The organism is Klebsiella sp. K5-204, from assembly GCF_030128585.1.
Taxonomy (GTDB): Bacteria; Pseudomonadota; Gammaproteobacteria; order Enterobacterales; family Enterobacteriaceae; genus Klebsiella; species Klebsiella quasipneumoniae.
Genome location: NZ_JAKUZS010000001.1, coordinates 1,031,495 through 1,057,282, shown reverse-complemented (window position 1 = coordinate 1,057,282; position 25,788 = coordinate 1,031,495). Strand labels below are relative to the sequence as shown.

Annotated in this window: 27 protein-coding genes; 19 read left to right on the top strand and 8 right to left on the bottom strand. The window is 60.1% G+C overall.

What is annotated here, in order from left to right; genetic code table 11:
- The first annotated feature begins 194 nt into the window (after nucleotides 1–194).
- From ydcS to patD, 5 genes are read left to right on the top strand one after another with little or no spacing between them, the layout of a single operon-like run.
- Nucleotides 195–1,340: a putative ABC transporter substrate-binding protein YdcS gene (gene ydcS / locus MKR05_RS05240; protein WP_023289895.1), complete on the top strand. Its 1,146-nt coding sequence runs from the start codon at nucleotides 195–197 to the stop codon at nucleotides 1,338–1,340.
- A 16-nt stretch (nucleotides 1,341–1,356) separates the two neighbouring features.
- Nucleotides 1,357–2,370, top strand: coding sequence for an ABC transporter ATP-binding protein (locus MKR05_RS05235; protein WP_048294949.1), 1,014 nt, complete (start codon nucleotides 1,357–1,359; stop codon nucleotides 2,368–2,370).
- 1 nt (nucleotide 2,371) lies between these two features.
- The gene (locus MKR05_RS05230) at nucleotides 2,372–3,301 is read left to right on the top strand and encodes an ABC transporter permease (RefSeq protein WP_004202776.1); all 930 of its coding nucleotides are present in this window, start codon (nucleotides 2,372–2,374) and stop codon (nucleotides 3,299–3,301) included.
- Nucleotides 3,291–4,097, top strand: coding sequence for an ABC transporter permease (locus MKR05_RS05225; protein WP_017900483.1), 807 nt, complete (start codon nucleotides 3,291–3,293; stop codon nucleotides 4,095–4,097). Before MKR05_RS05230 ends, MKR05_RS05225 begins: the two co-directional genes overlap by 11 nt.
- A 22-nt stretch (nucleotides 4,098–4,119) precedes the next feature.
- Nucleotides 4,120–5,547 carry an aminobutyraldehyde dehydrogenase gene (gene patD, locus MKR05_RS05220; RefSeq protein ID WP_101866172.1) on the top strand — a complete coding sequence of 476 codons (1,428 nt, stop codon included), beginning with the start codon at nucleotides 4,120–4,122 and terminating at the stop codon, nucleotides 5,545–5,547.
- Between the two features lie 341 nt (nucleotides 5,548–5,888).
- Here the strand turns inward: patD and MKR05_RS05215 are convergent, their stop codons facing one another.
- Entirely contained in the window at nucleotides 5,889–6,011 is a 123-nt protein-coding gene (locus tag MKR05_RS05215; protein WP_004175940.1) for a small membrane protein, read from the bottom strand.
- Nucleotides 6,012–6,498: 487 nt separating this feature from the next.
- Here MKR05_RS05215 and MKR05_RS05210 point away from each other — a divergent pair, with 487 nt between their 5' ends.
- On the top strand, nucleotides 6,499–6,750 hold the full coding sequence (locus tag MKR05_RS05210) for a hypothetical protein (protein WP_032453085.1): 252 nt from the start codon (nucleotides 6,499–6,501) through the stop codon (nucleotides 6,748–6,750).
- A 51-nt stretch (nucleotides 6,751–6,801) separates the two neighbouring features.
- On the opposite strand, the gene yncL is transcribed toward MKR05_RS05210, so the two are convergent.
- Nucleotides 6,802–6,894, bottom strand: coding sequence for a stress response membrane protein YncL (gene yncL / locus MKR05_RS05205; RefSeq protein ID WP_002906891.1), 93 nt, complete (start codon nucleotides 6,892–6,894; stop codon nucleotides 6,802–6,804).
- Between the two features lie 195 nt (nucleotides 6,895–7,089).
- On the opposite strand from yncL, the gene MKR05_RS05200 reads away from it, so the two are divergent.
- Nucleotides 7,090–7,263: a GhoT/OrtT family toxin gene (locus MKR05_RS05200; RefSeq protein WP_008804686.1), complete on the top strand. Its 174-nt coding sequence runs from the start codon at nucleotides 7,090–7,092 to the stop codon at nucleotides 7,261–7,263.
- Between the two features lie 88 nt (nucleotides 7,264–7,351).
- Nucleotides 7,352–8,101: an alpha/beta fold hydrolase gene (locus tag MKR05_RS05195; RefSeq protein ID WP_131096222.1), complete on the top strand. Its 750-nt coding sequence runs from the start codon at nucleotides 7,352–7,354 to the stop codon at nucleotides 8,099–8,101.
- A gap of 13 nt (nucleotides 8,102–8,114) precedes the next feature.
- Here MKR05_RS05195 and MKR05_RS05190 read toward each other — a convergent pair whose 3' ends face one another.
- A complete protein-coding gene (locus tag MKR05_RS05190; protein WP_131096221.1) occupies nucleotides 8,115–9,548 on the bottom strand; it encodes an aldehyde dehydrogenase in 1,434 nt (477 codons plus the stop codon).
- A 269-nt stretch (nucleotides 9,549–9,817) separates the two neighbouring features.
- Here MKR05_RS05190 and MKR05_RS05185 point away from each other — a divergent pair, with 269 nt between their 5' ends.
- Both MKR05_RS05185 and MKR05_RS05180 read left to right on the top strand, forming a co-directional pair.
- Nucleotides 9,818–11,416, top strand: coding sequence for an ABC transporter substrate-binding protein (locus MKR05_RS05185; RefSeq protein WP_023289890.1), 1,599 nt, complete (start codon nucleotides 9,818–9,820; stop codon nucleotides 11,414–11,416).
- A 16-nt stretch (nucleotides 11,417–11,432) separates the two neighbouring features.
- Complete coding sequence (locus MKR05_RS05180; RefSeq protein WP_023289889.1) at nucleotides 11,433–11,666, top strand: YdcY family protein; 234 nt, start codon at nucleotides 11,433–11,435, stop codon at nucleotides 11,664–11,666.
- Between the two features lie 8 nt (nucleotides 11,667–11,674).
- On the opposite strand, the gene MKR05_RS05175 is transcribed toward MKR05_RS05180, so the two are convergent.
- The gene (locus MKR05_RS05175; protein WP_023289888.1) at nucleotides 11,675–12,124 is read right to left on the bottom strand and encodes a DMT family transporter; all 450 of its coding nucleotides are present in this window, start codon (nucleotides 12,122–12,124) and stop codon (nucleotides 11,675–11,677) included.
- Entirely contained in the window at nucleotides 12,121–12,639 is a 519-nt protein-coding gene (locus MKR05_RS05170) for a GNAT family N-acetyltransferase (RefSeq protein ID WP_023289887.1), read from the bottom strand. The genes MKR05_RS05175 and MKR05_RS05170 overlap by 4 nt, the downstream gene beginning before the upstream one ends.
- A 162-nt stretch (nucleotides 12,640–12,801) precedes the next feature.
- Between MKR05_RS05170 and MKR05_RS05165 the strand changes: the two genes are divergently transcribed.
- Nucleotides 12,802–13,383, top strand: coding sequence for an XRE family transcriptional regulator (locus MKR05_RS05165; RefSeq protein ID WP_023289886.1), 582 nt, complete (start codon nucleotides 12,802–12,804; stop codon nucleotides 13,381–13,383).
- 65 nt (nucleotides 13,384–13,448) lie between these two features.
- Nucleotides 13,449–14,486 (top strand): NADP-dependent oxidoreductase, encoded by a 1,038-nt coding sequence (locus MKR05_RS05160; RefSeq protein WP_049116187.1) that lies wholly within the window; start codon nucleotides 13,449–13,451, stop codon nucleotides 14,484–14,486.
- A gap of 62 nt (nucleotides 14,487–14,548) precedes the next feature.
- Here the strand turns inward: MKR05_RS05160 and rihA are convergent, their stop codons facing one another.
- Nucleotides 14,549–15,484, bottom strand: coding sequence for a pyrimidine-specific ribonucleoside hydrolase RihA (rihA, locus tag MKR05_RS05155; protein ID WP_284118097.1), 936 nt, complete (start codon nucleotides 15,482–15,484; stop codon nucleotides 14,549–14,551).
- 277 nt (nucleotides 15,485–15,761) lie between these two features.
- On the opposite strand from rihA, the gene MKR05_RS05150 reads away from it, so the two are divergent.
- The gene (locus tag MKR05_RS05150) at nucleotides 15,762–16,061 is read left to right on the top strand and encodes a DUF406 domain-containing protein (RefSeq protein ID WP_020481014.1); all 300 of its coding nucleotides are present in this window, start codon (nucleotides 15,762–15,764) and stop codon (nucleotides 16,059–16,061) included.
- 68 nt (nucleotides 16,062–16,129) lie between these two features.
- Here MKR05_RS05150 and pqqU read toward each other — a convergent pair whose 3' ends face one another.
- Nucleotides 16,130–18,235: a TonB-dependent receptor PqqU gene (pqqU, locus tag MKR05_RS05145; RefSeq protein ID WP_023289883.1), complete on the bottom strand. Its 2,106-nt coding sequence runs from the start codon at nucleotides 18,233–18,235 to the stop codon at nucleotides 16,130–16,132.
- Between the two features lie 257 nt (nucleotides 18,236–18,492).
- On the opposite strand from pqqU, the gene MKR05_RS05140 reads away from it, so the two are divergent.
- Together MKR05_RS05140 and MKR05_RS05135 are read left to right on the top strand one after the other, a co-directional pair.
- Complete coding sequence (locus MKR05_RS05140; RefSeq protein WP_032453078.1) at nucleotides 18,493–19,554, top strand: YncE family protein; 1,062 nt, start codon at nucleotides 18,493–18,495, stop codon at nucleotides 19,552–19,554.
- 147 nt (nucleotides 19,555–19,701) lie between these two features.
- On the top strand, nucleotides 19,702–19,923 hold the full coding sequence (locus tag MKR05_RS05135) for a YgdI/YgdR family lipoprotein (RefSeq protein WP_002906779.1): 222 nt from the start codon (nucleotides 19,702–19,704) through the stop codon (nucleotides 19,921–19,923).
- Nucleotides 19,924–19,973: 50 nt separating this feature from the next.
- On the opposite strand, the gene ansP is transcribed toward MKR05_RS05135, so the two are convergent.
- Nucleotides 19,974–21,428, bottom strand: a complete 1,455-nt coding sequence (ansP, locus tag MKR05_RS05130; RefSeq protein WP_023289881.1) for an L-asparagine permease — start codon at nucleotides 21,426–21,428, stop codon at nucleotides 19,974–19,976.
- Between the two features lie 592 nt (nucleotides 21,429–22,020).
- Here ansP and dapF point away from each other — a divergent pair.
- The 4 genes from dapF (at nucleotide 22,021) to MKR05_RS05110 (ending at nucleotide 25,775) form a co-directional block, all read left to right on the top strand.
- Entirely contained in the window at nucleotides 22,021–22,887 is an 867-nt protein-coding gene (dapF, locus tag MKR05_RS05125; protein ID WP_050533414.1) for a diaminopimelate epimerase, read from the top strand.
- A 126-nt stretch (nucleotides 22,888–23,013) separates the two neighbouring features.
- Nucleotides 23,014–23,565: a (d)CMP kinase gene (locus MKR05_RS05120; protein WP_044523492.1), complete on the top strand. Its 552-nt coding sequence runs from the start codon at nucleotides 23,014–23,016 to the stop codon at nucleotides 23,563–23,565.
- 91 nt (nucleotides 23,566–23,656) lie between these two features.
- Nucleotides 23,657–24,664, top strand: coding sequence for an MsnO8 family LLM class oxidoreductase (locus MKR05_RS05115; protein WP_048335871.1), 1,008 nt, complete (start codon nucleotides 23,657–23,659; stop codon nucleotides 24,662–24,664).
- Nucleotides 24,654–25,775 (top strand): M20 peptidase aminoacylase family protein, encoded by a 1,122-nt coding sequence (locus MKR05_RS05110; RefSeq protein ID WP_048297620.1) that lies wholly within the window; start codon nucleotides 24,654–24,656, stop codon nucleotides 25,773–25,775. The genes MKR05_RS05115 and MKR05_RS05110 overlap by 11 nt, the downstream gene beginning before the upstream one ends.
- The last annotated feature ends 13 nt before the right edge of the window (nucleotides 25,776–25,788 follow it).

Below are 25,788 nucleotides of genomic sequence, written 5' to 3'. Positions count from 1 at the left end.
CCCCTCCTTTTTCTCTAACTCGTTGTCTATAATCCATAAAGTCAGTCTTGTGTTGGCGATTTTTGCGTAATGCGTCCCGGGTCACAACCTGAATAAATTCCCCCGAGGGCGTTAATCCGCTGACTACCCTTATTTCAGGAGATATTTTTACGGCACGGCTGCCGCTAATTCCCTTGTGACAGGAGTAACACCTGATGAGCAAAAAATTGGCCCGTTGCAGCCTTTATGTGCTGGGGATGGCCTGCCTGACCGTCCAGGCGGCTGAGCCACTCACCTCGCTGGATAAACCGGAAGGGCGGCTGGATATTATTGCCTGGCCGGGGTATATCGAACGCGGTCAGACCGACAAGCAGTACGACTGGGTCAGCCAGTTTGAAAAGGAGACCGGCTGTCAGGTTAATGTGAAAACTGCCGCCACCTCTGACGAAATGGTTAGCCTGATGGCCAAGGGCGGCTACGATCTGGTGACTGCCTCGGGCGATGCTTCGCTGCGTCTGATCATGGGCAAACGCGTTCAACCGATTAACACAGCGCTGATTGCCGGGTGGCACACTCTCGACCCGCGCATTGCGCAAGGGGCATGGTTTAACGTCGGGGGCAAAGTTTACGGCACGCCGTATCAGTGGGGACCGAATCTGCTGATGTACAACACCCGCGTATTCCCGACGCCGCCGGACAGCTGGAGCGTGGTCTTCGTGAAGCAGGATCTTCCGGATGGCAAAACCAATCAGGGGCGGGTGCAGGCCTATGATGGCCCGATCTATATCGCCGACGCTGCGCTGTTTGTCAAAGCCACCCAACCGCAGCTGGGGATCGAAGATCCCTATCAACTGACCGAAACCCAGTACAACGCGGTGCTGAAGGTGCTGCGTGACCAGCAACCGCTGATCCACCGCTACTGGCATGACGCCACCGTGCAGATGAACGACTTCAAAAACGAAGGGGTGGCCGCCTCCAGCTCGTGGCCCTATCAGGCCAACGGCCTGAAGGCGGAAGGCCAGCCTGTCGCTACCGTATTTCCGAAGGAGGGGGTGACCGGCTGGGCGGATACCACCATGCTGCACAGCGAGGCGAAGCACCCGGTCTGCGCTTATAAATGGATGAACTGGTCGCTCACGCCGAAGGTGCAGGGCGATGTAGCGGCCTGGTTCGGCTCGCTGCCGGTGGTGCCTGAGGGCTGTAAAGCCAGCGCGCTGCTCGGAGAGAAGGGCTGTGAGACCAACGGCTATGACCAGTTTGCCCGCATCCACTTCTGGAAAACGCCGGTTGCCGAGGGGGGGAAATACGTTCCCTACAGCCGCTGGACGCAGGACTACATTGCGATAATGGGCGGCCGCTAAGGATCGGAGGCAAACAATGACGTACGCGGTCGAGTTTCAGAATGTATCGCGCCTGTATGGCGATGTGCGGGCGGTGGACGGGGTCAGCATTGGTATCCGCGACGGCGAGTTTTTCTCCATGCTGGGACCTTCGGGCTCGGGGAAAACTACCTGCCTGCGGCTGATTGCCGGTTTTGAGCAGCTCTCCGGCGGCACCATCCGGATCTTCGGTCAGCCGGCCAGCGAGCTGCCGCCCTGGCAGCGGGACGTCAATACCGTGTTCCAGGACTATGCGCTGTTTCCCCATATGTCGATCCTCGACAATGTCGCTTACGGCCTGATGGTCAAAGGCGTGGCGAAGAAAGCGCGCCATGCCCGCGCCCAGGAGGCGCTGGAGAAGGTGGCCCTCGGTTTTGCGCACCATCGCAAGCCCTCCCAGCTCTCTGGCGGTCAGCGGCAGCGGGTCGCCATCGCCCGGGCGCTGGTGAACCAGCCGCGGGTGCTGCTGCTCGACGAGCCGCTGGGCGCCCTGGATTTAAAGCTGCGCGAGCAGATGCAGGTGGAGCTGAAAAAGCTGCAGCAGTCGCTGGGGATCACCTTCATCTTCGTCACCCACGACCAGAGCGAAGCGCTGTCGATGTCCGATCGCGTGGCGGTGTTTAACAACGGGCGCATTGAGCAGGTGGATGCCCCGCAGGATCTTTATCTGCATCCGAAGACTGCCTTTGTCGCCGGTTTTGTCGGCACCGCCAACGTCTTTGAGGCCGAGGCGGCCCGGCGGCTATGCGGCCTGGCGGGCTGCTGGTCGCTGCGCCCGGAACATGTTCGCCTGCAGGGCGGCGGCGAAGTGCAGGTGCAGGGCGTGGTGCAGGCGGTACAGTATCAGGGGGCGGCAACGCGGATCGAGCTCCGGCTGGCGGATGGCGACAAGCTGCTGGTCAGCCAGGCCAATATCGACGGCGCGGCGGCGGCGAGCGTTCCGCGAGCCGGGCAAACGGTGCAGGCGTCATGGTCGCGCGCGGCGATGACCCCGCTGGAAAGCGGAGGCTGAGATGACCATGGCGATTGTTCCTGCGCAGGCCGGACGCGTATCGGGGATCTTCTGGCGCCGGCCGGCGCTGGGCCTGTTTTTGCTGCTGCTTGGGCCGTTGATGTGGTTTGGCATCGTCTATCTGGGATCGCTGCTGACCCTGCTGTGGCAGAGTATCTATACTTTTGACGACTTCACCATGTCGGTGACCAGCGACTTCACGCTGGCCAATCTGCAGGCGCTGTTCAACCCTGCCAACTACGACATTATCGTTCGCACCCTGGTCATGGCGCTGTGCGTGACGCTGGCCAGTGCTCTGCTGGCGCTGCCGATGGCCTGGTATATGGCGCGCTACACCAGCGGCAAAATGAAGGCCTTCTTTTATATCGCGGTCATGCTGCCGATGTGGGCCAGCTATATCGTCAAAGCCTACGCGTGGGTGCTGCTGTTAGCCAAAGATGGCGTGGCGCAGTGGTTTCTCGGCCATCTCGGGCTGGAAGGGGCGCTGAACGCTCTGCTGACCGTCCCGGCGGTGGGCGGCAACACCTTATCCACCTCCGGACTCGGACGCTTCCTGGTCTTCGTCTACATCTGGCTGCCTTTTATGATCCTGCCGGTGCAGGCGGCGCTGGAGCGTATCCCTGGCTCTTTGCTGCAGGCCTCGGCCGATCTTGGCGCCGCCCCGCGGCAGACCTTCCGCTACGTGGTCCTGCCGCTGGCTATTCCCGGGATTGCCGCCGGGTCGATCTTCACCTTTTCGCTGACGCTGGGCGATTTTATCGTGCCGCAGCTGGTCGGCCCGCCGGGGTACTTTATCGGCAATATGGTTTACTCGCAGCAGGGGGCGATCGGCAATATGCCGATGGCGGCGGCGTTTACCCTCGTGCCGATCGTGCTGATTGCCCTTTATCTGGCGTTCGTGAAACGTCTGGGAGCCTTCGATGCACTCTGAACGCGCACCCTGGTATCTGAAACTGGCGACATGGGGCGGGGTGGTCTTTCTCCACTTTCCGCTGCTGATCATCGCCATCTATGCTTTTAATACGGAAGATGCCGCCTTCAGTTTTCCGCCGCAGGGGCTGACGCTGCGCTGGTTCAGCGAGGCGGCAGGGCGCAGCGATATTCTGGAGGCAGTGACGTTGTCACTTAAAATTGCCGCCCTGTCGACGGCCATCGCCTTAGTGCTTGGCACGCTTGCTGCAGGAGCCCTGTGGCGGAGCACCTTTTTTGGTAAGAACGCGGTGTCGCTACTGCTGCTGCTGCCCATCGCCCTGCCGGGGATTATTACCGGCCTGGCGCTCCTGACCGCCTTTAAAGCGGTCGGCCTTGAGCCTGGGCTGCTGACCATCGTGGTGGGGCACGCGACCTTCTGCGTGGTGGTGGTGTTTAACAACGTCATCGCCCGCTTCCGCCGGACCTCCTGGAGCCTGGTGGAGGCCTCGATGGATTTGGGGGCGACCGGCTGGCAGACCTTTCGCTACGTGGTGCTGCCCAATCTGGGATCGGCGCTGCTGGCGGGCGGGATGCTGGCATTCGCCCTGTCATTTGATGAAATCATCGTCACGACTTTTACCGCAGGGCATGAGCGAACTTTGCCGTTGTGGTTACTGAATCAGCTGGGGCGGCCGCGAGATGTGCCCGTCACCAACGTTGTCGCGCTGTTGGTGATGCTGGTAACAACGATACCAATCTTAGGGGCCTGGTGGCTCACCCGCGACGGCGATAACGTCGCCGGAAACGGGAAATAAAACCATGAAACAGGATAATGCTATGCAACACAACCTCTTGATAAACGGTAAGTTAGTGGCAGGTGAAGGCGAGAAGGTGCCGGTATACAACCCTGCGACCGGCGATGTGATCCTGGAGATTGCCGAAGCGACAGCGGCCCAGGTGGATGCCGCCGTTGAGGCGGCGGATCGGGCGTTCGACGCCTGGAGCCAGACGACGCCGAAAACGCGCGCGGAATGCCTGCTGAAGCTGGCGGATGCCATCGCGGCGCAGGCGGAGTCCCTGGCGCAGCTGGAGTCGCTGAACTGCGGCAAGCCGCTGCACTGCGTGCTTAACGATGAGATGCCGGCCATTGCGGACGTTTTCCGCTTCTTCGCCGGCGCCGCCCGCTGCCTGCCGGGAATGGCGGCCGGAGAGTATCTGGAAGGGCATACCTCGATGATCCGTCGCGACCCGGTGGGCGTGGTGGCCTCCATCGCGCCGTGGAACTATCCCCTGATGATGGCGGCCTGGAAGCTGGGCCCGGCGCTGGCGGCCGGCAACTGCGTGGTGCTAAAACCCTCCGAGATCACCCCGCTGACGGCGCTGAAGCTGGCAGAGCTGGCAAAAGATATTTTTCCGGAAGGGGTGGTCAACGTACTGTTCGGCCGCGGCAAAACGGTGGGCGATCCGCTGACCGCCCACGCGAAGGTGCGAATGGTTTCCCTGACCGGGTCGATTGCCACCGGCGCGCATATCATCGGCCATACCGCCTCGTCGATTAAACGTACCCATATGGAGCTGGGCGGTAAGGCGCCGGTCATCGTCTTTGACGACGCGGATATCGATGCGGTGGTGGATGGCGTTCGGACCTTCGGGTTTTACAACGCCGGCCAGGACTGTACGGCCGCCTGCCGGATCTACGCCCAACAGGGTATTTATGAGCAGCTGGTGGAGAAGCTCGGGGCGGCGGTGGCCAGCCTGAAAATGGGGGCGCCGGAGGATGCCGCCACCGAGCTGGGACCGCTGAGCTCGCTGGCCCATCTTGAGCGCGTTAGCGCCGCGGTGGAAGCCGCAAAGGCGCTACCGCATATTAAAGTGGTGACCGGCGGCAATCGGGCGGACGGCGCGGGCTATTATTTCCAGCCGACGCTGCTCGCCGGCGCCCGGCAGGAAGACGCCATCGTGCAGCGCGAAGTGTTTGGCCCGGTGGTCAGCGTGACGCCTTTCAGCGATGAAGCGCAGGCCCTGAGCTGGGCAAATGACTCCCAGTATGGTCTGGCCTCTTCGGTGTGGACGAAAGATGTTGGCCGCGCCCACCGGCTCAGCGCCAGGCTGCAGTACGGCTGCACCTGGGTCAACACCCATTTTATGCTGGTGAGTGAAATGCCGCATGGCGGTCAGAAGCTGTCGGGCTATGGGAAAGACATGTCGATGTACGGCCTTGAGGATTACACCGTGGTCCGCCATGTGATGGTTAAACATGGCTAACGGATTGACCCATAAGCGGCAACGAATGATTACGCAATGGGTGTGTTAGTTCGCTAATAGTCACGATGGCAAAAATGGTTAAAACTCGCGGCGGGGAATGTGAGATTATTCTGATACCCCTTCAAGAGCTAAGCCATCGTGAGTGCCGGAGATAAGCGCCGGATGGGGTTCGCCAGTCACCCTGGGCGCGTCGCGCCCGGCGGGTGAGGCGGCAACGTCGCGGTTTGCGACCCAATACCGGCCCCTGCCTGATGGCAGGGGCTTTTTTTATGTCCGCACTAAGCCAGGAAGAGGAGTATGCCAGCGATGCTGGCGCAGGAAGGAAGTCGCGTTAACTGTGTTCAGCGCTTGGTTTTTTTGCTCGGCAAGCTGGCGCTGCGACGGTCCCGTATATAGGAAATAAGATTATACACCGCCGCGACCAGCAGGATCAGCGCGATGACCAGGGTGATGATTCCGGACATATCCACCTCGAAATATAAAAGCGCACAGCGCTAAAAACATTACCAATAGTTATGAATGTAAGTATTCTCTGAAGAGAAGGCAAATGATATTTGTTGTCATTTAGCGCTATTGGGGGCCCTAGCCAGCGAGGCCTGACATGAAAAGGTTAAGTTACAACGGCTTGTAGCCGCCTTTTATCTTATTAAGATCCAGCGCCTGCGCGGTATATCGCATTTTCGGCCAACGCGCGATAATCTTTTGGTTTGCGATTGGCGAAATATTATCTTTATCAGACGAATCAGATTGCGCTGAACAGAAACTATTTCACGACGATAAATAAGGCTTTTATATTTACGGTTAACGGGTAATATTTATTCGCAATATTTAATAACCGGCGCGTCAATCCGCCATACGCGCCAGCGCGGTGGCGCACGCTCCCGGGTTTGACTTTCCGCCGCCGCTCATGCGATCATTTCACGCATATTCGGTTTTAACGTTGATGTCGCTGTGAAAATTTTTGCTTTTATTCTGCTGGCTGTCGGCACCGTGGCGCTGAGCTATGGTAACGCGCCAGCAAAACGTATTCAGGGCTGTGAGAGCGCGGGAGTGGGGCAGGCCGTTTGCGCCGCCGCCGAATGGGATAGTGAGAAAGTGAATGTTTTGCCTCATTATAACCCTGCGCTAAACAAGGTTATTTTCGCAGGCCACTCAGCCCGTATTGTTTATGACCCTAATATAGGCGCGAGCCTCCGCACCTAAAAAAGCAGCCCAGAGGGCTGCTTTTTTAGGTTTCGTTGCTGAGTAAAATGATTAAAACCAGCCAAATCTCACCGACAGCAGGCTGATAAGCGCGAACGCGGCGCAGACATTAATCATAACGACGGTCTTGCTGGAGACATCCATAACGCCACCTTAATGAGTAAGTCCCTAAAGGTATAGTACGGCGGGCGCGGTTGCGCTATCGGATTAAGACGAATCGGGCTTTGTTCTGAATATTCAGCCCGATTCTGAATTTGTTATACAGATATCTCTGAATCACGACGTCATGGCAGATAATTATCCCACCATGGAACGCTCCTCAGGGAAGGAAAACGAAGAATGACGTTATATCAAAAAATGTTGGTGTTTTACGCCATTATGGGCGTGATCTGCGCCGTAATTAGCTGGTTTTTAACCAAAGAGAGCCGGGTGATCCGCCTGCTGGCGGCCCTGTTGATCGGCGCCACCTGGCCGTTCAGCTTCCCGATGGCGCTCCTCGTCTCGCTGTTTTAACGCTCCGGCGGCGGACGACAGAAAAGGGTGGCGGCAAGGATAAGGTTACTGTATAAAAACACAGTAACCTTATCATGGAGGCAAACAGGTGAACGGTTTCTTTTCGTCCGTCGCAGGCGCCACATTGCGTTGGCTCGATCTTCCGGGAGAGGGGCTTCCGCTGGTGTTTATCCACGGCCTCGGCTGCGCGTCATCTTACGACTACCCCCGCGTCGCCAGCGCCCCCGCGCTCAACGGGCGGCGCAAAATACTTATCGATCTACCGGGCTTCGGCTACAGCGATAAACCGCACGACTTTAGTTACAACATACATAGACAAGCGCAAGCGGTGGAGCAAGTCCTCGACCACCTGCGCCTGCAGCGCTTCGCGCTGTACGGGCATAGCATGGGGGGAAGCATCGCCATTGAAGCGGCAGGGTTGCTGGCGGAGCGGGTGACGACGCTGCTGGTTTCTGAACCCAACCTGTTCGCCGGAGGCGGCGAGTACAGCAGGCGCATAGCGGCGCAGTCAGAGGCGGCCTTTATCGCCGAAGGTTACGCCAGGATGCTGGCGGAAGAGCGCTCGCCCTGGGCCGGCTGTTTGCAAAACAGCGCCCCCTGGGCCGTCTGGCGAGCCGCCAGCAGCCTGATACATGGCAGCAATACCCCCTGGTTTACTCAGCTCTGCCAGCTGCGCTGTCAGAAGATACTGATCGTCGGCGAGCAGTCGCTCCCTTATGCGGATATCGAACGGGTAGAGGCGCAAGGGATCCCGGTCGGGATTGTGCCCCACGCGGGGCACTCAATGGCGTGGGAAAACCCGGAAGGGCTGGCGCAGCTCATCGCCAGCCACGGCTAAGGGGGAGTCAGCGTCAGAATGGCAGTTCGCGAGGCTGGGTCTGGAGCGTTATCCAGCGCAGCTCGGTAAATTCCGCAATCCCGGCCCGACCGCCGAACCGGCCATAGCCGGAGGCTTTGCAGCCGCCAAACGGCATTTGCGCTTCATCATGAACGGTTGGGCCATTGATATGGCAAATGCCGGTTTGCAGACGTTGCGCCAGGTTCCACGCTCTGGCGCTGTCGCGGCTGTAGACCGCAGCGGAAAGGCCATAGTCGCTGTCGTTGGCTACCGCCAGCGCCTCTTCATCGTTATTAACGCGAATAATCGCTTTTACCGGGCCGAAGGACTCTTCGTTCCACAGCCGCATCTCGCGGGTGACGCCGTCCAGCAAGGTAGGCGCCATGTGGGTATCGCTGGCTTTACCGCCGGTCAGCAGGCGGGCGCCTTTGGTTAAGGCATCGTCGATTAACGCGTTGCAGCGGGTAACGGTGTTCATGTCGACCACCGGGCCGGTCAGACTGGCGGGGAGAGAAGCGGCGCGCCTGGTCAGCAGAGGGATAAAGCGCTCCGCCACGGCGTTGTCGACAATAATGCGCTCGGTGGACATGCAGATCTGTCCGGCGTTGGCGAAGGCGCCAAAAATGGCGCCCGCCGCCGCCTGCTCAATGTCGGCATCGTCGAGGACCAGCAGCGGCGCTTTGCCACCGAGCTCCAGCACCGCCGGTTTCAGATACTGCCCGCAGGTGCGGGCGATAATCCGCCCCACCGGCGTGGAACCGGTAAAGTTGACGCGCCGCACCGCCGGATGGGCGATCAGCGACTCCACCAGCGCCGGCGCGTCTTGAGGCGCGCAGGTAAGATAGTTCACCACGCCCGGCGGGAAGCCCGCCGCGTCGAGGGCGTCGATAATCAATCCTTGTGTAGCCGGAGAGAGCTCAGCGCCCTTGAGGATCACCGTGTTGCCGCAGGCCAGCGGCGTCGCCAGCGCCCGGGTGGCAAGGATCAGCGGCGCGTTCCACGGCGCCATGCCCAGCACCACGCCGGCACCCTGGCGGACCCCCATCGCCAGATTGCCCGGCACGTTGGATGGAATGATCTGCCCTTCGATCTGGGTGGTCAGCGCCGCCGCTTCGCGCAGGATATCGGCCGCCAGATGGACGTTAAATCCCGCCCAGTGGGCGGTGGCGCCGGTCTCCGCCGCCATGGCGGCGATAAATTTAGCTTCCCGCAGCAGCATATGCTCCGCCGCGTCGAGCAGTAAGCGTCGCCGTTCCGCCGGGGATGTATCGCGCCACTGCGGGAAGGCGCTGGCCGCGGCCTCGACGCAGCGTTTACCGTCGGCGAGGCTGGCGGCAGCGGCAACCGAGGCGACGTCGTCGTGGGCAGGGTGGCGCCGGGTAAAGGTCCGACCGTCTTCGGCATCGTGCCACTGGCCGTCAAGGTACAGATTGCAGGTGATTGTCATGGGGGTAACCTCTTGTTCTGCGGTTCCTCCAGTGTACCGGTCGCGGCTGGCGGCGAGCGTGAGCGGGGCGGTTATCGCACATTTTTTTGCCGGAATTGTGCGTAGCTCACAACATCCCAACCGTACCTGGCGCAAAAAGCAGCGCGACGCCGATTAAACCAGCAAATTCAGCGCGATTGGCATAAGGTGATAGCCATTGATTATTTGCCGGGGGCCAGGGGCTGTGCTGTTATTACGGTTCTTATAATCAATAATCAGGGCTTATAACCATGTCTACAGGGAAAACCACGCTGGCGCTGCTGCTGAGCGCGCTGCTGCCGGCCAGCGCCGCATGGGCCGCGGGCAATGACACGCTGGTCTATTGCTCAGAGGCCTCCCCGGAGTCCTTCAACCCGCAGATCGCCAGCTCCGGCCCGTCGTTCGTCGCCAGCTCGCAGGTGCTGTATAACCGTCTGGTCACCTTTGACCCGGTGAAGAACACGCCGATCCCGTCGCTGGCCACCGAGTGGCATGTCTCTGAAGATGGCAAAACCTGGACCTTCACGCTGCGTCAGGGGGTGAAGTTCAACAGCAATAAATTCTTCAAACCGACCCGCGATTTTAACGCCGACGACGTCCTGTTTTCGGTACTGCGCCAGATGGATCCTCAGCATCCTTATCACAAGGTGTCGCAGGGGAACTATGAGTACTTCCACGATGTGGGCCTCGATAAGCTGATTAAGTCGGTGAAAAAGGTCGATGACTATCACGTCCAGTTTGTGCTCAATCAGCCGAACGCGGCGTTTCTTGCCGACTGGGGAATGGACTTCGCCTCTATTCTGTCGGCGGAATATGGCGAGGCGATGCTGAAGAAAGGAACGCCAGAAAACGTCGATAACTGGCCTGTCGGCACCGGACCCTATGCTCTGCAGCAGTATAAAGTGGATTCGCAAATCCGCTATATCGCCAATCCCCACTACTGGGAAGGCGAGGTGCCGACGAAGCACCTGATCTTCTCCATCACGCCGAACGTCGAGACCCGGCTGGCTAAACTGCAGACTAACGAGTGCCAGATTATTCCAGCGCCTTCGCCGGTACAGTTCCCGGTGATCAAGGGCAACAACGATCTGACGCTGCACGCCGTCGAGGCGCTGAACGTCGGCTATCTGGCGTTCAACACCGAGAAAAAACCGTTTGATAATGTGCTGGTGCGCCAGGCGTTAAACTACGCCACCGACAAACAGGCCATCGTCAGGGCGGTGTTCCTCGATTCCGGTACGGTGGCGAAGTCGCCGATCCCATCCACCATGCTCGGGTATAAAAAAGACCTCCCGGACTACGACTACGATCCGCAGAAAGCGAAGGCGCTGCTCAAACAGGCGGGTCTGGAGCAAGGGGCGGAAGTGACCCTGTGGTCGATGCCGGTTCAGCGGCCCTACAACCCGAACTCAAAACGCATTGCTGAAATGATCCAAAACGACTGGGCGAAAGTCGGGGTGAAAGCGAAGATCGTCAGCTATGAGTGGGGCGAATACCTGGCCGGCATGCGTAAAGGCGAACACGACAGCGCCCTGTACGGCTGGATGTCAGACAATGGCGACCCGGACAACTTTGCCGGCACGCTGCTCAGCTGTGATAATATCCAGACCGGCTCTAATGCCGCCCGCTGGTGCGATAAGTCGTATGACGCGCTGGTGAAGAAAGCCCTGCTGGTGAGCGATCCGCAGGCGCGCGCCAAACTCTACGAACAGGCGCAAGAGATCTTTTACCAGCAGGCGCCGTGGATCACCCTGGCGACCGGCAAGACCTTCTATGCCACCCGCAGCAACGTCAGCGGCTACACTGTGAGCATGATGGGGAGCGATTTTTCCAAAGCGAAGCTGAATTAAGTGAAAGGAGAACAGAATGGCACATCTGGATGAGGTCATCGTTAAAGTCGATGACATCCTTGCCGAGGGCGTTATCGCGCATATGAATGAGCTGCTGATCGCCCTGAGCGATGACGCGCAGCTCAGTCGTGAGGAACGCTATACTCAGCAGCAGCGCCTGCGCACCGCCATCGCTCACCATGGGCGACAGCATCAGGAAGAGCAGGACGCGCGCCGCGAGCAGTTGACCAAAGGCGGCGCGATCCTCTGAACAGGCGCTCAGAACTGGCGTCTGGCCACCAGCCAGGCGCCCACCACCAGCATCACCGCGCCGCATAATGGCCCGATCAGCGCCCGCAGCGGTACGCCGTGGGCGCGAATTAAATCCATGATCAACCCGCCGACCAGCTGGCTGGCCACCAGTACCGCGATGGTGGTGGCTGCGCCCACGGTCTGATAGCCGCTGATGCTGGCGAAGACGAAAAAGGATCCCAGCATGCCGGGGATCAGCGTCCACCACTTCACGTTCAGGGCCAGCTCATGAAAGCCGGCGACGCCCTGGCGCAGCAGCAACAAGGTCACGAAAATAACGATACCTACCAGCGAATTGAGCAGCATGGCGATGAGGATCGTCGACACCGACTGGGTGATGCGCACCATCAGGGTGTTCTGCACCACCAGGCCTACGCCGGCGGCCACCAGAAAGGCGAGGGTAAGCGACCCATTCATGCCTGGCCGTCCGGGTCCTGGCGCGCATCAAGCTGCAGCTGCATAAAGGTCAGATCCAGCCAGCGACCAAATTTGGTTCCCACCTGCGGCATCTGCCCGGTGGTGATAAAGCCTAGCGTTTCATGCAGGTGCAGCGAGGCGTGGTTCTGCGACTCGATCCCGGCGACCATCACATGTTTATTCAGCCGACGCGCTTCGGCGATCAAGGCGACCAGAAGTTTGCGGCCCAGGCCTTTCCCCTGGTGCTCGGGGTGAACGTACACCGAATGCTCCACGGTGTGGCGAAAGCCGTCAAACGCGCGCCAGTCGCCAAAGGAGGAATAGCCGGTGATGACGCCGTTTTCCTCGCTCACCAGCACCGGAAAGCCTGCCAGCTGGCGGGCTTCAAACCATGCGATGCGGTTGTCGGTATCCACGGTTTTGTCATTCCAGATAGCGGCGGTATGCACGACGGCGTGGTTATAGATCTCGGCGATCGCCGCGCAATCGTCTTTAATGGCAGGGCGGATGGACATAGCAAACCTCAGTTTTTCGTACACTATAGTAGTACGATATTATTACAATAATGAACGCCACGCTGTCATCCGTTTTCAGCAAATTTTTTCCTGATGGGCCAGGGGTTATGCGGCCCGACGGGCGGTTGTGTAATGCCTGCGCGCACACTATAGTGTTACGTTATGAATACTATAGAAGACAACCTCAATCAGCGTATCAGCGCGCGCATCCGCATCGAGCGCGAATCCCGTGGCTGGTCGCTGAACGACCTGGCCGAACGGGCGGGCGCCTCGCGGGCGATGATCCATAAAATCGAGCGCGGCGAAAGCAGCCCGACGGCGTCGATGCTGGGCCGCCTTTCCGGCGCCTTCGGCATCAGTATGTCGACCCTGATCGCCAGGGCGGAAATGCAGGAAGGCAAGCTGCTGCGTTTTGCCAGCCAGCCGGTATGGCACGACCCGCAAAGCCACTATCTCCGCCGCCACGTTTCGCCGCGCAGCGATCTGCCCATTGACCTGGTGCAGATCGAGCTGCCGCCCGGCAGCGATGTGCCGATGCCGGCTTCGTCCTATGCGCTGGCCCGCCAGCTGATCTGGCTGCAGCGGGGCGAGCTGGTGTTCCTGGAAGGGAATACCCGCCACGAGATGCAGACCGGGGACTGTCTGGAGCTCGGCCCACCGAACGACTGCCGCTTTATCAATGAATCCGCAGAGACCTGCGTCTATCTGGTGGTGCGCCTTAATCAATCGCCATCCGGCTCTTAATGATAAAGCGCATTGCGCATAAAGCAGCTAGCCTCAGTACTGTCTGCTAACAAGAGGAGTTTGCTATGTCAGAACAACCGCAACGCCATCGCCGCTGGGTACTGGCTTCCCGTCCCCATGGTGAACCGACGGCAGAGCATTTCCGCCTGGAAGAGAGCGAGGTGCCGACGCCGGGGCCGGGTCAGGTTCTGCTGCGTACCGTTTATTTATCGCTGGATCCCTATATGCGCGGGCGGATGAGCGACGCGCCGTCCTATTCACCGCCGGTGGCCATCGGCGCGGTGATGGTGGGCGGGACCGTGAGTCGCGTCGTGACCTCGCAGCATGATGATTTTCAACCCGGCGACTGGGTGCTGGGCTACAGCGGCTGGCAGGATTATGAGCTTTCCGACGGCAGCGGACTGGTGAAGCTGGGGGACAACCCGCAGCACCCGTCCTGGTCGCTGGGGGTGCTGGGGATGCCGGGCTTCACCGCCTACATGGGATTACTGGACATTGGCCAGCCGAAGCCGGGTGACACGCTGGTGGTCGCTGCGGCCACCGGGCCGGTGGGCGCTACGGTCGGACAGATCGGCAAAATTAAGGGCTGCCGTACCGTCGGCGTCGCCGGCGGCGCGGAGAAATGTCGCTATGCGGTTGACACCTTAGGCTTTGATGTCTGCCTTGACCATCGCGCGGCGGACTTTGCCGAACAGCTGGCCCAGGCCTGCCCGCAGGGCATTGACGTTTACTACGAAAACGTCGGCGGCAAGGTTTTTGACGCGGTGCTGCCGCTGCTCAACACCGCGGCGCGGGTTCCGGTCTGCGGACTGGTGAGCGGCTATAACGCCACCGGTTTGCCGGACGGGCCGGACCGTCTGCCGCTGCTGATGGCGACCATCCTCAAGAAACGCATTCGGATGCAGGGCTTTATTATCGGCCAGGATTATGGGCATCGGATCGCGGAATTCCAGCAGCAGATGGGGCGCTGGGTGCAGGAGGGTAAAATTAAATATCGCGAACAGCTGATCGACGGTCTGGAGCAGGCGCCGCAGGCGCTGATCGGCCTGTTGAAAGGTGAAAACTTTGGTAAGGTGGTGATCCGCGTGTCGGCGGATGACTAATACGCCGGGTATAGCCTGAACGCGCCTCTCTCCCGGCCGGGAAGAGAGGCGCTGCATGAATATCAGGCGTAAAAGGCTAACCGCTGGGCGAGCAGATCGACAAAGGCTTCGCGGTCCACATCCTGCATCAGGGTGGTATTGGGCGGATTGCCGGTCAGATGGTAGTAATCGACCACCGTCATCCCCTGGGTATATTTGCCTTCCGTTTCCACGCCGACCCAGCGCTCGATAGTGGTAAAGAGCTCCGGCTTGAGGAGCCAGGCGATGGTGCAGGGGTCGTGCAGCGGCGCGCCGTCGAAGCTCCACTTTTCGTCCTTATGGTAGGCCATAAAGAAGTCGAGCAGTTCGGCGACGATGGTCGATACCGGATTGCCAATCTGGCGGAATCGCTCAATATCCGCAGGAAGGATCTGCGCCCGGTGGGTGACATCCAGGCCTGCCATCACCACCGGGATCCCCGACTGAAAGACCATCTCCGCCGCCTGCGGATCGACGTAGATATTAAACTCCGCCGCCGGCTGCCAGTTGCCCAGCCCCATAGCGCCCCCCATGATCACGATGCGGGCGATCTTCGCGTGCAGCTCAGGATGGCTGGCGAGCAGCAACGCCACGTTCGTCTGCGGCCCGGTGGCCACCAGCGTCACCGGCTCCTGACTTTCGCGCAGCACCCTGGCCATCAGCTCGACGGCGGTGCAGTTTTGCGGCGCAAAGGCCGGCTCCGGCAGGTTCGGGCCATCCAGTCCGCTTTCCCCGTGCACGTTATCGGCAATGATCAGATCGCGCATTAACGGCTTCCACGCGCCGCCGGCGACCGGAATATCCGCGCGGTTCAGCAGGGTCAGCATACGCAGCACGTTGCGCAGAGTCTTCTCCGGGGTCTGGTTGCCTGCGGAGGCGGTGACGGCTTTCACCTCCAGCTCCGGCGAGGCGAGGGCGAGGACCAGGGCGATCGCGTCATCATGTCCCGGATCGCAATCAATCATTATTGGCAGTGCCATAGCAGCTCCTTGTTGGCGTTGTTCTGTGACCAGACTAACGCTGCGGCGAGAGGCAGACGAGAAAGTGTGCAGAATAGTGTGATGGCTAGCACGGTTGCAGGGGCAATCGCGCGGTGAGTCGCGGCGGTCCTGCATCATCATGCCTCGCCTTGCGATGGCGCAAGCTAGCGTCCTGCGCGGCGCGATAGAATAAAAATCGCTAATCCTTACGGATATTAATGGTTTGCTTTTCGGCGAGCGGATTCTTATCCTTAAGAAAACTCAAGAGGTTATGACGATGAAAGATGTAGTAGATAAATGCAGCACCAAAGGCTGCGCCATTGATGTCGGGACAATTATTGATAACGAGGACTGCGTCTACCGGGCTGAGAAATTATTCCCGAGCCGCGAGGAAGCGGAGTCAACCGTAGCCGCCGTTCGCGAGCGTGCCGCCGCGGCGGCGCCGGCCAGTGAACCACCGCAGGTTGACTACACGCTCGCCGCCGCCGGCGACGAGGTGAAACTCGATCTGTCCATCGCCTTCTCCTGCCAGGCGGAAAAGATCATTTTCGAATTGTCCCTGAGAAACCTGCTTTAATCAGCGCCTCGGGCGCCAGCGCCTGAGGGTAACGCCTTCGCCCGCCGGTCCGCGGGCGAAGCCGGGCGTTACTCGAAGCGCCAGGCGAGGTTCAGCCCGATACCGTAGTTGCGTCCCGGCGCGGGCTCGTAGTAGCGTCCGTTGGACTCGTTAACGATGACGGACCCGACGTATTCGCGGTCGAACAGGTTGTCGACCCGGCCGAACAGATCCATATCCATCCTGCCATAGCTCCACTTATAGCCGGTCGTCAGGCCGACCACCGTCCAGGAAGGGGCTTTGGCGGTGTTTTCGTCATTCGCCATGATGTCGCTCATGTAGCGAATATCGCTCCCGGCGTACCAGCCCTGCTCCGGCTGATAGCCGAAGGAGGCGTAACCCATATTGCGCGCGATCCCCGGAATACGGTTGCCGTTGCAGCTGGCGTCGCCGCAGACATTGGTGCGATAGGTCGCGTCAAGCCAGGTCCAGGCCGCCTTCAGGCGCCAGCTCTCGCCAAACTGCTGATCCAGTCCCAGCTCCATCCCCTGACGACGGGTCTTGCCGGCGTTTTTATAGCTGGTGCGCCCGCCGCTGCTGCTGTCGACAACGATCTCATTATCGGTATCGGTCTGGAACAGGGCGGCGGTGAGCAACCCATTGCCGATCCGCGTCTTGCTGCCGATCTCCACCGTGTCGTTGGTGGAGGGCTTCAGGCCGAAATTGAGACCGCTCTGGTTATCGGCGCGGTATGACAGCTCGTTAATGGTCGGCGTCTCGAAGCCGCGGCCAGCGGAGAGGTAAACGTTCCAGGCGTCGGTCAGGGCATACTTCAGCGAGCCTGCGGGCAGCCATTTGTGATAGCTGGCATCGCCGCTGTCGTCGCCATTGCCTGGGGTGATGTAGTAATCATTCGAGTCGAACCATACCGAGCTGTAGCGCACCCCGGCATCAAGCGAAAGTTTGTCGGTGAGCTGCCACTGGGTTTGCAGGTAAGGGTCGACGTTCCACATCAGGTTACGTTCGTTACGGCGTAGCGCGCCCTGTTCGCCATACTGCGGCGCGCCGTTGACCATCACAAAGTTTTCATAGCCCTTGCGGCGCTCGCTCATGTTCTCGTAGTCAAGACCGGCGGTCAGGGTGACCGGCACCAGCAGCTCGCCGCGATGGGTCAGCCGGGTATCGATCCCCTGGTAGTGGCGGGTGAGGTCGATCACCCCGCCGGCATGGCTCGGCTTCAGCTGCGGCGCGCGCGGGATCGACTGGTACTGGGTGGTTTCGCGTTCCCCGGCGTACATCATGACGCTGAGATCGTCCTGGTCGCTCAGCTGACGCTCGTAGCGCAGGCCAGCCTGGGTCTGCCGGGTATCCTTGCGGGTATTATACTGGTCGCCGCGCGGCGACTGGCGCGGGTTATCGCGCCATTCATCGGCGGTTAAGCCGCCGGCGTCATTGGCTTTGATATCAACGCTGTTCAGCAGCAGCGTCAGCTTACTGACGTCGTTGATGCGCACCCCCAGCCGGGCATTGGCCAGATTTTTGCGCGCGCCGCTGTGATCGCGATAGCCATGGGTGGTGAAGCGGTTAGTCGACACCGTGTAATCCACATCGCCTGCGTGGCTGCCGTCGCCAACGGCGCCGGTGGCTTTCATCCCGTAGTGCCAGGTGCCGAAGCTGCCATAGTAACTGCTGGCTTCCACGGTGGGCGGCTGGGTGCCGGTCTGGCTGGTGACATTGATCACCCCGCCGGACGAGTTACCGTAGAGGGCAGAGAAGGGGCCGCGCAGCACCTCGAGGGTGTCGACGCTACCGATATCGATATTGGAGGTCTGCCCCTGGCCGTCGGGCATGGTCGCCGGGATGCCGTCCACATAGATGCGCAGCCCGCGCACGCCGTAGGTAGAGCGGGAGCCAAAGCCGCGAATCGACAGCTGCAGATCCTGGGCATAGTTTTGTCGGTTCTGCACCTGCAGGCCCGGCACGGCGCCCAGCGATTCAGAGAGGTTGACGCGCGGCGCGGCCTGGCGCATCTCATCCCCATTGACCACGCTGACGGCGGCGGGGGTATCCAGTTCAGAAACAGTGGTTGGCGCAGCGGTCACCACCATGGTTTGTTCATCGGCGGCCTGGGCGGCGGCGATGAGCGGCAGCAGCAGGGCCGGCAGGGCCGCGTGTCGCACGGATAGGATTTTCATCGATAGTACTCGGGAGACGAACCAAATGGAACATATGTATATATGTTACCCCGTTTGTAAAATATTTGAAAATTATTAACTGCCGTTGGTTAACGGATAGTGCTCCAGGCTGACGAATTTACCGGGCAACAACAATTAGCGCTCCACTTTGAGATGATTAATGATTACTATTCGCATTCAAAATAAGGCAGAGCTATGACTTTGCCGCCGGAAGCGATGTCGGGTCAGCACATACAGGTTTATCAAAGGGAGTCGTCATGTCATTACGTCAGTTTGCCGCGCCGCGTCTGCGCCATTCACTGTTATTCACTTCTCTGCTGCTGGCAGGCAGCTTTAGCGCCCACGCCGCGGAAGAGATGCTGCGCAAGGCCGTCGGGAAAGGGGCCTACGAAATGGCCTACAGCCAGCAGGAGAACGCGCTGTGGGTCGCCACTTCGCAAAGTCGTTCGCTGGACAAAGGGGGGATTGTTTATCGTCTTGACCCCACCACCCTCGACGTGACGCAGATTATTCACAACGATCTGAAGCCGTTTGGCGCCGCTATCAACCATGCCACCGGTACGCTGTGGTTTGGTAATACCGTCGACAGCACCGTCACCGCCATTGACGCCAAAACCGGCGCAGTGAAGGGGCGACTGGTGCTGGACGAGCGTCAGCGCAGTGAAACCGTGCGCCCGCTGCAGCCGCGCGAGCTGGCGGTCAATGAGCAGACCAACACTATCTACATTACCGGTCTGGGCAAAGAGAGCGTGATTTGGGTGGTGGATGGCGCTACCCTGAAGCTGAAAACGACGATTACCGGCACCGGGGCGATGGCCACCGGCCTGGCGATCGATCCGCAGGCGAAACGCCTTTATACCACCAATGCTGACGGCGAACTGCTGACCATCGACAGCGAGAGCAACACCATTGTGTCGCGCAAAAAATTGCTGGATGACGGCAAGGCGCATTTCTACCTTAACCTGAGCCTCGATACCGCCGGTCACCGCGCCTTTATTACCGACAGCAAGCAGCCGGAAGTGCTGGTGGTCGATACCCGCGACGGCAAAGTGCTGGAGAAAATCACCGCGCCGGAATCGCTGGCGGTGCTGTTTAACCCCACCCGCAATGAAGCCTATGTGACGCACCGTAAGGCGGGGGAAGTGAGCGTTATCGACGGCAAGAGCTATAAGGTGGTGAAGACCTTTAAAACGCCCACCCATCCCAACAGCCTGGCGCTCTCTGATGACGGCAAAACGCTGTACGTCAGCGTGAAACAAGCATCCAGCCGTGAGAAAGAGGCCACGGCGCCGGACGATGTGATCCGCATCGCCCTGTAAGGTCCCGGGCGCGACGACCATTGCTACCGGTGGTTGCGCCCGGCATCTCACCCTCTGTTACAAACGCGTATTGGCCTGATAAACCTGAAGGTTATACACTTATCGCTTTCCCGCCTCGCGCGGGCAGTGGTAATCAGTGGAGATAAAATGAAAAAACCATTCATGGTGATTTGCGCCGGCGCGATGCTGGCGCTGCTGGCAGGCTGTTCGTCCAACTACGTTATGACCACCAAAAGCGGTCAGACGATCGTCACCCACGGCAAGCCGCAGCTGGATAAAGAAACGGGGATGACCAGCTATATCGATGAGTCTGGTAATAAGCGGGAAATTAACAGCAGCGACGTGTCGCAGCTGGTTGAGGATAACTAAGTCCTGACCTCCCGGTTTGCCCGCGATGGACAAACCGGGAGTCCTGCCATTTACTGCTTGAGCGTCGGCGCTGTGCTGTGAATCGCATGCACGCGTTTACGCACGCCAAACCAGCCCGCCACCAGCAGCACCGCCAGCAACGGGATGGAGCCAATGGTATAGGTACCGTTCGGATAATCGAAGGCCATCAGCACCAGTACGCTAAACAGGAACAGCAGCGTCAGCCAGGAGGTGAACGGCGCCCCTGGCATTCTGAAGCTCACCTGAGCCGCTTTTCCTTCCTTAATCGCTTTGCGCAGACGCATCTGACACACCACGATGAAGCCCCAGGATGCAATGATCCCCAGCGAAGCGATGTTGAGGACGATCTCAAACACCTGCGACGGCACCAGATAGTTGAGGAACACCCCGACCACGTACACCGCCAGCGTCGCCAGGATCCCGGCGTAAGGGACGTGGTGACGGCTCATCTTCGACATGAACTTCGGCGCGGAGCCCCCCATCGACATGGAGCGCAGAATACGCCCGGTGCTGTAGAGGCCGGAGTTGAGGCTGGAGAGGGCGGCGGTTAACACCACGATGTTCATCACGCTGCCGATATACGGTACGCCCAGTTTTGAGAAGAAGGTAACGAACGGGCTCTGTCCCGCCTGGTAGGCGTTCCACGGCAGCAGCAGCACCAGCAGCACCACCGACCCGACGTAGAACAGGCCGATACGCCAGATCACGCTGTTGATGGCCTTCGGCACCATCGTCTCCGGATCCTTACACTCACCGGCCGCGGTGCCCACCAGCTCAATGGAGGCGAAGGCGAAGACCACGCCCTGCACCAGCACCAGCGCCGGCAGAAGGCCGTGCGGGAAGAAGCCGCCGTTATCGGTGATCAGGTGGAAGCCGGTGGCATTACCGTCCAGCGGCTTACCGGAGCCGAGGAAAATGGTGCCAACCACGAGAAACGCGACGATCGCCAGCACTTTGACCAGCGCGAACCAGAACTCCATCTCGGCGAACCACTTCACGCCGATCATGTTCATGGTGCCGACGATGGCCAGCGCGCCGAGGGCGAAGACCCACTGCGGCACATCGCCAAACGCGCCCCAGTAGTGCATATACAGCGCCACGGCGGTGATATCGACGATCCCGGTCATTGCCCAGTTAACGAAGTACATCCAGCCGGCCACGTAGGCGGCCTTTTCGCCGAGGAATTCCCTGGCATAGGAGACGAAGCTGCCGCTCGAGGGGCGGTGGAGAACCAGTTCGCCGAGGGCGCGAAGAATAAAGAAAGAGAAGATGCCGCAGACCAGATAGACCAGTGCGAGCGCTGGCCCTGCCATTTGTAAACGTGCCCCGGCGCCGAGGAACAAACCGGTACCGATGGCGCCGCCGATGGCGATCATCTGTACCTGACGGTTGCCCATCGCTTTGTGATAACCCGCTTCATGTGAGTTGAGCCAGTGGCGTTTTGCAGCATGGTGCTCCGCTGCAGTGTCGTGTTTCGTATTCATTGATGTATCAGTTTCCTGTCAATGCCCATGTTTGCAGCCGGCGTGGAGGACGGCTGGCACATTATGCTGGCTTTCTCATCATTCTGACGTAGGAGATAAGCTCAGACATGGCGCTGAATCCTACACGTAACCTAATAGTTACGCACCTAAAACATTTACCGATAGCATTTGACAGATTTATCAATGAGATCAGCGTCGCAGAGTTTCCCGCAACAGAATGAAAGCGCTGGTATGCTGGCGTCGACTGGGGTAAGCGCGAGGTTGTCAGGGGACGGCGGAGGCGCAGTTCGCTGCTTTTGCATCCGTTATCCACGGGCGATGGCCACCTGCTCGCCGGGTCGCAGCCCGGCGTTTAACCGGTCATCCACGACCATTTTTTAGCCATTATCATCAGTGGTTTTGATGTTAATATCCGGTTACTCCAGCATAAATGGCTTCCGCGTCGGTCACGGCGCCGCGCAGGCGGAGGAAGCGTGATGCCTGCAGGGGAGCAGAATGAACAGAGCGGTTAACCCTTATTGTTTAATTCATTCTGCCGGGGCAGGTATTGTAAGATGTAAAACCATACCCGTAGCGCCAGGCGACCTACACAATGACCCCCTTGCACTTTCATAAATATCACGGACTGGGTAATGATTACCTGGTATGCCATCGCGCCGTTGCCGACCAGCTGAGCAACGAGCATATTCGAATTCTGTGCCATCGCCACTATGGCGTCGGTTCTGATGGTCTCCTGATCGACAGCGGCGATCGAACCCACCCCACGCTGCGTATTATCAATCCGGACGGCTCCGAGGCGGAGAAAAGCGGGAATGGGCTACGGATCTATGCGCGCTATCTGTTTGATATCGGTCGTGTCGGGCATGAGCCCTTTTTAGTGCACACGGCGGGCGGAGACGTCTATTGCACCGTGGAGAGCGATTTTCATCAGATTAGCGTCGACATGGGGCGGGCGAATTTCAATCCGGCGGCGTTACCCGCCCTGGTGAATTTGCCCGAGGCGGTGAATTATCCCTTGCCGCTGGCGGATGAAACCCTGTCCGTCGTGCTGGTCTCTATGGGCAATCCCCACTGCGTTGTCCTCGTGGATAAGCTCGACCTGGAACAGGTTCATCGCTTAGGGCCGCAAATTGAACATCATCCTTTGTTCCCCAAACGCTGCAATGTGCAGTTCGTGGAAGTTGTCGATCGCCATACGCTGAAGATTGGTATCTGGGAGCGGGGCGCCGGGTTTACGATGGCCTCCGGGAGCAGCAGCTGCGCGGCGGCCAGCGCCATGCGCCGGTTAGGGAAGGTGGACGATCGGGTGGAGGTCAACATGCCAGGCGGCCAGCTGCGCATCACCTTCGGCGCGGATTTTCAGGTCTGTATGCGAGGCCCGGTGCATAAGATCGCCAGCCTGACGCTGGATAAAGACTGCTTTGTTGGCGGCGGCGCTATCTCCACTGGCGCGGGATGACAGGTGGGGCGATCAGCCGGAAATTTTTTGCCTTTTGCTTGCTGTCGTAAGCGGCTGTACATACTGCCTTTTCCCATCCGGGCAAAGGCGACAAACAACGGAAATGGCTACCAGGGAGAAACAGAGATGAACATCAACGTGGTCGGCACCAGCGGCTCAGGCAAATCCACCCTGGCTCGTCGCCTGGCGCACAGGCTGGGGCTGCCGTGCATCGAACTGGATCGCCTGTACTGGCGGCCGAACTGGCAGGGCGCGCCGGATGAGGCGTTTTTCGCCGCCATTGCCGCCGCGACGGCCACCCCGGGCTGGGTATTGGATGGCAACTACAATCGCAGCCGCGGGGTTAAATGGCGCGAAGTGGATCTGGTGATCTGGCTGGATTATGGCCTCTGGCGCACGCTGCGCCAGGCGGTGTGGCGGGCCGCGAGCCGGGCGTGGCGACGTCAGGAGCTGTGGCCGGGCACCGGCAACCGCGAGAGTTTCCGCCGTTCGTTCTGCAGCCGGGAATCCATCATCCTCTGGACGCTGAAAACCTGGCGGCAGAATCGCCGACGCTATCTGGCCGATATGCAGGATCCGCAATATCGTCATATTCGCTTCGTCCGGCTACGCAGTCCTCGGCAGGCCGAGGCGCTGCTCCGCGAGCTGGAAGCGCAGCGGTCAGGCGGGCATATCTAATTTTCAGCAGTACACATGTGAATTAATTGTTTCTCAATAGTTAGCAGAGATTTTAATAATGCAGGCACGTACTTTCATATGAGCCTGCGAAATGTCTTATCGAATCAGTATCCTGGATAAAAGTCCGCTTGCCGCCGGGGAAACCGCCGCGCAGGCGCTGGCGCGTACATTAACGCTGGCGCAACACGCCGAAGCCTGGGGCTATCACCGCTTCTGGGTCGCCGAACATCACAATACCGATCAGCTGGCGAGCCCCTCGCCGGAGCTGGTTATCGCCTGGCTGCTGGGCCACACCCGGCGGATCCGCCTCGGGTCCGGCGGCGTCATGCTCCAGCACTATAGCCCCTATAAGGTTGCGGAAAACTTCAACCTGCTGTCCGCCCTCGCGCCGGGCCGCATCGATCTCGGGGTCGGCAAGGCGCCTGGTGGCCTGCCGCTCTCCACCCGCGCGCTGCAGCAGGGCCTGCATCAGGAAGAGAAAGGCGCCTTTGCCGACCAGCTGGCGCAGCTGGATAACTGGCTGTCGCTGACTGAGCCCGGAGGGGAAGAGAGTCTGCGCGCCACGCCGATCCCACCGCGCCGGGCAGACGGTTTTCTGCTCGGCGCCAGCCTGGAGAGTGCTGAACTGGCGGCCCGCCTTGACTGGAACTTTGTCTTTGCCGCCCATCTCAATGGCGACAGCGCGCTGCGCCGTACAGTGCTCAACCGCTGGCGCGAGCTGAGCCCGCGCGAGGCGATTGTCGCCGTGCAGGTGGTGGTCGCCGACGATCCCGCTACCGCCGCCGCGCTGGCGCAGCAGGTGGAGGCGTGGGGCGTTGAGCTGGAGAACGGCCAGCGGGTGACCGTCGGCAGTGAGGCGCAGGCCGTTGCCTTTGCCCGCCAGGCCGGTAGCCGTCCCACCCGTATCGCCCGCCGCGAATCTTCGCTGATATCGGGTACCCCCGAAGAGGTGAAAGCCCGGCTGGACGCGCTGCAGGCGGAAGATCAGCTGGATGAACTCATCATTGATACCCCCATTAGCGACGGGCCTGCGCGCCTGCGCTCTCTGCGCCTGCTGGCGCAGGCTCACTACGGCAAGGCGGTGCTGAATGTCCTTTGAACAACAACTGATTAGCTGGCGGCGCGAGCTGCACCAGAACCCGGAGCTCTCCCTGCAGGAGGTGGCCACCACTGCGCGGATCCGCGACTGGCTGCAAAGCGGTGGGTTGACCCTGCTGCCCTACGATCTGAAAACCGGGCTGGTGGCCGAAGTCGGCAGCGGCGACAAGGTGATAGCCCTGCGGGCGGATATCGACGCGTTGCCCATCGAGGAGGCGACCGGTCTGCCTTACCGCTCGCAGAATCAAGGGGTGATGCATGCCTGCGGGCACGATATTCACACCAGCGTAATGCTGGGAGCGGCGCTGCTGCTGAAGGATCGGGAAGCGGAACTCCCGGGGCGGGTGCGGATCCTGTTCCAGCCGGCGGAGGAAAATTTTGGCGGGGCGAAAACCCTGATCCGCGCCGGGGCGCTGGAGGAGGTGTCGGCGATCTTTGGCATGCACAATGAGCCCGGCCTGCCGGTGGGCGAATTTGCCACCCGCGGCGGCGCGTTCTACGCCAACGTCGACCGCTTCGTCTTCAAAGTGACCGGAAAGGGCGCGCATGCCGCCCGCCCCCACGAAGGCAAGGATGCGATCCTGCTGGCCAGCCAGCTGGTGACGGTGCTGCAGAGCGTGGCCAGCCGGGAAGTGAACACCCTCGACTCGGTGGTGCTCAGCGTGACGCGGATCCAGGGAGGCAATACCTGGAACGTGCTGCCGGAGAGCGTCGAGCTGGAGGGGACGCTGCGCACCCACAGCAGTGAAGTGCAGCAGCGGGTCAAGGCCCGGGTCAGCGAGATTGCGGCCGGTTTCGCCAGCGCCTTTGGCGCGCAGATTGACGTCTTCTGGTATGCCGGCCCGACGGCGCTGGTCAATGACGCCCGCTGGGCCGACTTCGCCAGCGAGGTAGCGGCCCAGGCCGGGTACCGCACCCACCACGCCGATCTGCATCTCGGCGGTGAAGATTTTGCGGTCTATCTTCAGCATATTCCCGGGGCGTTCGTCAGTATCGGCAGCGCCAGCGAATATGGTCTGCACCATCCGGCATTTAATCCGGACGAACGGCTTATTGCACCCGCAGCGCACTATTTCGCCCGTCTGGCGGAGCAGGCATTACAACACATTTAATGGATGACAGGGG